Origin of the sequence: Streptomyces sp. DvalAA-14, assembly GCF_900091855.1 — a bacterium.
Taxonomy (GTDB): Bacteria; Actinomycetota; Actinomycetes; order Streptomycetales; family Streptomycetaceae; genus Actinacidiphila.
On record NZ_FMCH01000553.1, the window covers coordinates 1 to 5,073 of the forward strand.

General features: G+C 75.8%; 3 protein-coding genes and 1 pseudogene. 3 read left to right on the top strand and 1 reads right to left on the bottom strand.

The features are described from left to right. Positions 1 to 138: 138 nt before the first annotated feature. Complete coding sequence (locus GA0115240_RS29735; RefSeq protein ID WP_093741426.1) at positions 139 to 504, bottom strand: hypothetical protein; 366 nt, start codon at positions 502 to 504, stop codon at positions 139 to 141. Between the two features lie 376 nt (positions 505 to 880). Between GA0115240_RS29735 and GA0115240_RS29740 the strand changes: the two genes are divergently transcribed. The 3 genes and pseudogenes from GA0115240_RS29740 (at position 881) to GA0115240_RS29750 (ending at position 4,395) form a co-directional block, all read left to right on the top strand. Beyond that, positions 881 to 2,122, top strand: coding sequence for a D-arabinono-1,4-lactone oxidase (locus tag GA0115240_RS29740; protein ID WP_176725209.1), 1,242 nt, complete (start codon positions 881 to 883; stop codon positions 2,120 to 2,122). 35 nt (positions 2,123 to 2,157) lie between these two features. Beyond that, positions 2,158 to 2,598, top strand: a complete 441-nt coding sequence (locus GA0115240_RS29745) for an Lrp/AsnC family transcriptional regulator (protein ID WP_093741425.1) — start codon at positions 2,158 to 2,160, stop codon at positions 2,596 to 2,598. Positions 2,599 to 2,848: 250 nt separating this feature from the next. Beyond that, positions 2,849 to 4,395 (top strand): annotated as a pseudogene (locus GA0115240_RS29750) (amidohydrolase). Positions 4,396 to 5,073 lie beyond the last annotated feature (678 nt).

Consider the following 5,073-nt stretch of genomic DNA (forward strand, 5'->3'; position numbering starts at 1 on the left):
GATGGTCCGTCGCCGGCCGGCCTGCCGGCTCGACGGTGGGTCAGCGGACCATGCGGGCCGTCGCGGGCTCCGCGGCCTCGCCGGGCCGCGCGTCCAACGGGCCTGTGTGCGGGGCCCGATGGCAGGCCGACGACGGCCTCAGGCCGCCAGGCCGGGCGCGGTCATCCGGACCGGCCGCGAGCCGGGGCCGCCCACGTGCGAGAACGGCTGGGTGCGCCAGTCGAGTTCGGCCGGCAACGTCAGCACGACCGCCAACTCCTGCTCCAGCAGCCGCTCGACGCCCGCCAGCGGCCGGGCCTCGGCCACCGCGCGGCCGGAGCCGGCGCACACCGTCAGACCGAACGGGTTCCAGGGGGTGGGGCACAGCGCGTGCTCCGGCAGGCTCTCCTCGTCGGTCCAGACCGAGATCGGCCGGGCGCAGTCCGGGCAGGCCAGCCGAACGACGTCCCCGAGCTCCTCGTCGGACGCCTCGTCGGCGTCGTCCGCGTCCTCGACCGGCAGCATGAGCGCGAACTCCCGTTCCTCGCCGTCCTCGAACGCGGACCGACTCCGCTCGCTACCATTGCGGCGCACGTGGTTACGCATGACGCGTCTCCCCCTTGGGTGGATGCCCTCGACAGGCCGGCCCGGCTTCACGCTCGAAGGCCATAGCGAGCACTTCCCGCCGCGCTACGCGTGTAATCACGCCATCGGAAGCGCCCCCGTCGCGCACGGTGTGGCCTTCGTCACATGACGGGGAGCGGCTGCCCCGTGCGCCCCCGCCGTGCGCCCACGCACCCCCGAACGCATCGCCCGGCTCGGCACCGCGCCTTGCCGGGACGCCGGGTAGGGTGCCATCCGGCGAGGCCAGGCGGGTCCGCCGACGAACGGAGGCGGCCACGTGCCAACCAACTGGGCGGGCAACCTCACCTTCTCGGCGGCCCGGGTGCACCGCCCGGCCGACCTCGCCGAGCTGCGCGCCGTCGTCGCCGCCGGCCGCCGGGTCAAGGCACTCGGCAGCGGCCACTCCTTCAGCGACATCGCCGACACCGAGGGCGAACTCGTCGAGCTGTCCGCGCTGCCCGCCGAGATCGACCTGGACAGCGCGGCCGGCACGGTCCGGGTGGCCGCCGCGGTGCGCTACGCCGAACTCGCCCGCGTCCTGCACGCGCACGGCCGCGCGCTGCCCAACATGGCCTCGCTGCCGCACATTTCGGTGGCCGGCTCGGTCGCCACCGGCACCCACGGCTCCGGCGACGCCAACGGCGGCCTCGCCACCTCGGTACGCGCCCTCGACCTGGTCACCGCCGACGGCGACACCCGCACCTTCAGCCACGACAGCGACGGCGACACCTTCGACGGCGCCGTCGTGTCACTGGGAGCCCTCGGCGTCGTCACCCACCTCACCCTCGCCACCGTCCCCGCTTTCCAGCTGCGCCAACGGGTCCGAACCGGCCTCGAACTCTCCGACGCCACCGAGCACTTCGACGCGATCACCGGCGCCGCCTACAGTGTCAGCCTGTTCACCGACTGGCGCGCGCCCCGCTTCGGCCAGGTCTGGCTCAAGCAGCTCGCCGACGCCCCCGAAGCCGACCTCCCGTGGACCCGGCCCGCCGACGGCCCGCTGCACCCCGTGCCCGGCGCGGACCCGGTGCACTGCACCCCCCAGGACGGCCGGGCCGGCCCCTGGCACGAGCGGCTGCCGCACTTCCGGGCCGGTTTCACCCCCAGCAGCGGCGAGGAGCTCCAGTCCGAGTACCTGCTGCCGCGGACGAACGCGGTGGCCGCGCTGCACGCCCTCGCCGAGCTGCGCGCGACCGTCGCCCCCGTGCTCCAGATCTGCGAGATCCGCACCGTGGCCGCCGACCGCCTGTGGCTCAGCCCCGCGCACGGCCGCGACACGGTGGCGCTGCACTTCACCTGGATCAAGGACCCGGCCGCCGTCGCCCCGGTGCTGACCGCCGTCGAAGCCGCGCTCGCCCCCCTCGACCCCCGGCCGCACTGGGGCAAGCTCTTCCGCACCGACCCCGCCCGGATCCGCGCCGCCTACCCCCGGATGGCGGACTTCCTGGCCCTGGCCGAGCGGACCGACCCGGCGGGCACGTTCCGCAACGACTATCTGCGCCGCTTGACGTCCACCTGACACAAACGCCCGCCGGGCCGGTAAGGTCGTCGGCTGTGGAGGAGCTGGACCGGCACATCGTGGAACTTCTCGTCGCCGATGGGCGGATGAGCTACACCGACCTGGGCAAGGCCACCGGCCTGTCCACCTCGGCGGTGCACCAGCGGGTGCGCCGGCTCGAACAGCGCGGGGTGATCCGCGGGTACGCGGCGATCATCGACGCCGAGGCGATCGGCCTGTCCCTGACCGCGTTCATCTCGGTCAAGCCCTTCGACCCCAGCGCTCCCGACGACATCGCCGACCGGCTCACCGAGGTCCCCGAGATCGAGGCGTGCCACAGCGTGGCCGGCGACGAAAACTACATCCTCAAGGTGCGGGTCGCCACCCCCATCGAGCTGGAACACCTGCTCGGCCGGATCCGCAGCCTGGCCGGGGTGTCCACCCGCACCACGGTCGTGCTGTCCACGGCGTACGAGGCCAGGCCGCCGCGGGTGTGACCGGCCGCCGGACCGCCGCCGGGTCAACCGGGGTGCCGGGCCGCCGTGCGGCCGTGGGACCGCCCCCGTCGCCGCACGCGGTCCGGCGCGGGGGAGACTGGTGCCCATGCACGACACCTCCGGGCGGCGGACCGCCGACGCGACCGAGAACATCCAGGGTCCCGAGCACCTCCGGGGCGGCGAACCGCGTGGCACCGTGCTGCTGCGCGGCGGCTTCGTCTACAGCCCGGCCGACCCCTTCGCCACCGCCATGGTGGTGGACGGCGGCTCCGTGGCCTGGGTCGGTTCCGAGGGCGCCGCGGACTCCTTCGCCGACGGCGTCGACACCGTGGTCCAGTTGGACGGCGCGCTGGTCACCCCCGCCTTCACCGACGCCCATGTGCACACCACCGCCACCGGCCTGGCCCTGACCGGCCTCGACCTGTCCGACGCCGACTCGCTGGCCGAGGCGCTGGCCCGGACCGCCGCGCACGCCGCCGCCCGCCCCGCCGACCGGGTACTGCTCGGCCACGGCTGGGACGAGAGCCGCTGGCCCGAGCACCGCCCCCGACCCGCGCCGAACTCGACCGGGCGGCGGGCGGCCGGCCGCTCTACCTGACCCGTACCGACGTGCACTCCGCGGCCGTCAGCACCGCCCTGCTCGCCCTGGTCCCCGGCATCGAACGGCAGCCCGGCTACGATCCGGCGGGCCCGCTGACCCGCGACGCCCACCACGCGGTACGCCGCGCCGCCCACGACGCCGTGCCACCCGCCCAGCGCGCCGACGCCCAGCGGGCCGCGCTGGCGCACGCCGCCGCCCAGGGCATCGGGGCGGTGCACGAATGCGCCGGCCCCGACATCTCCAGCGAGGACGACCTGACGGGGCTGCTGGCGCTGGCCGCCGCCGAGAACGGGCCCCGGGTCTTCGGTTACTGGGCGCAGCCCTGGCAGACCTCCGCCGACCGGGAGCGGATCCGCGACCTGGGCGCCGTCGGCGCCGGCGGCGACCTGTTCGTGGACGGCTCCATCGGCTCCCGCACCGCGCTGCTGCACGCGCCCTATGCCGACGCCCCGCACTCCGGCGTCGCCCACCTGGACGCCGAGACCGTCGCCCGGCACCTGCTGCTGTGCACCGAGGCGGGCGTGCAGGCCGGTTTCCACGCCATCGGCGACGCGGCGATCGACGCGGTGGTGGCCGGGGTCCGGGCCGCGGCCGAGGCGGCCGGCCTGGAGCGGGTACGGGCGCTGCGGCACCGGGTCGAGCACGCCGAGCTCATGTCCGCCCGGACCATCGACGCCTTCGCCGAGCTCGGGCTCGTCGCCTCCGTCCAGCCCGCCTTCGACGCGACCTGGGGCGGTGCGGACGGCATGTACGCCCGCCGGCTCGGCGCCGAACGGGCCGCCGACCTCAACCCCTACGCGGCGATGACCCGGGCCGGGGTGCCGCTGGTGCTCGGCTCCGACAGCCCGGTCACGCCGCTCGACCCCTGGGGCGCGGTCCGGGCCGCCGCCTTCCACCGCACACCCGGGCACCGCATCTCGGCCCGCGCGGCCTTCAACGCCCACACCCGGGGCGGCTGGCGGGCGATCGGCCGCGACGACGCCGGCGTCCTGGTGCCCGGCGCGCCCGCCGACTACGCCGTCTGGAGCGTCGGCGACCTGGTCGTCCAGGCCCCGGACCAGCGCGTCGCCAACTGGTCCACCGACCCGCGCTCCGGCACCCCCGGCCTGCCCGATGTCACCCCCGGCGGCCCACTGCCCACGGCGTTGCGCACGGTGGTCGCCGGCCGGACCGTCCACCCGCGGCCGAACGGGTGAGCTGCGGTTTCCGCCATGCCGCCGAACGGTGTGCCCTCGCCGGGCAGCGGCGTGTCGTAACCCGGCGGCCGAGTCGGTACTGACCTGCTGATTTGGCGAAACCCAGCAGGTCACAGGGGTGTTGACAGGTGCTGGTCGGAGGCGAGTAGGTTCGGCCGAGTCCACCACAGGACGTCGGACCGGGGGCACTCCGCGGTTGCGTCGACCACGCTGGGCCATGGGGCGTCGCGCCGCACGTGCACGCCGCCACTGGCAGCCAGGCCCAGCGCCCCCGACGCGGAACGCGGCTCGCCAGTGGGCCCCTCCACCCGCGAGGGCACGGAGGGGGAGGGCCGCCCGACCGGCAGGTGCGACCCGGAAAGGGCCCGGAAGCCCAGTAGACAACGACCTCGGTGCCGACCCGCAGCCAGCGGGTCCCGGGTCGGCCCGAAGGGCATCCGGGCCCCTTCCGCCTACCCGTCAGGGGCGCGGGGAACTGCGCGCCCAGCCCCACCCCTGCCCGTGGGTCCGGCGACGACCGCAAGGGCCCGGACCGCCGGTGGCGTTCGCCCCGGAAGGCGTGCCTTTTTCCGCGGGGGCGGGCCCCGTGAGGGGCGCGGGGAACTGCGCGCCCAGCGCACCCCTGCCGGTGGGTCCGGCGACGACCGTAAGGGCCTGGACCGCCGGTCGCGTCAGCTC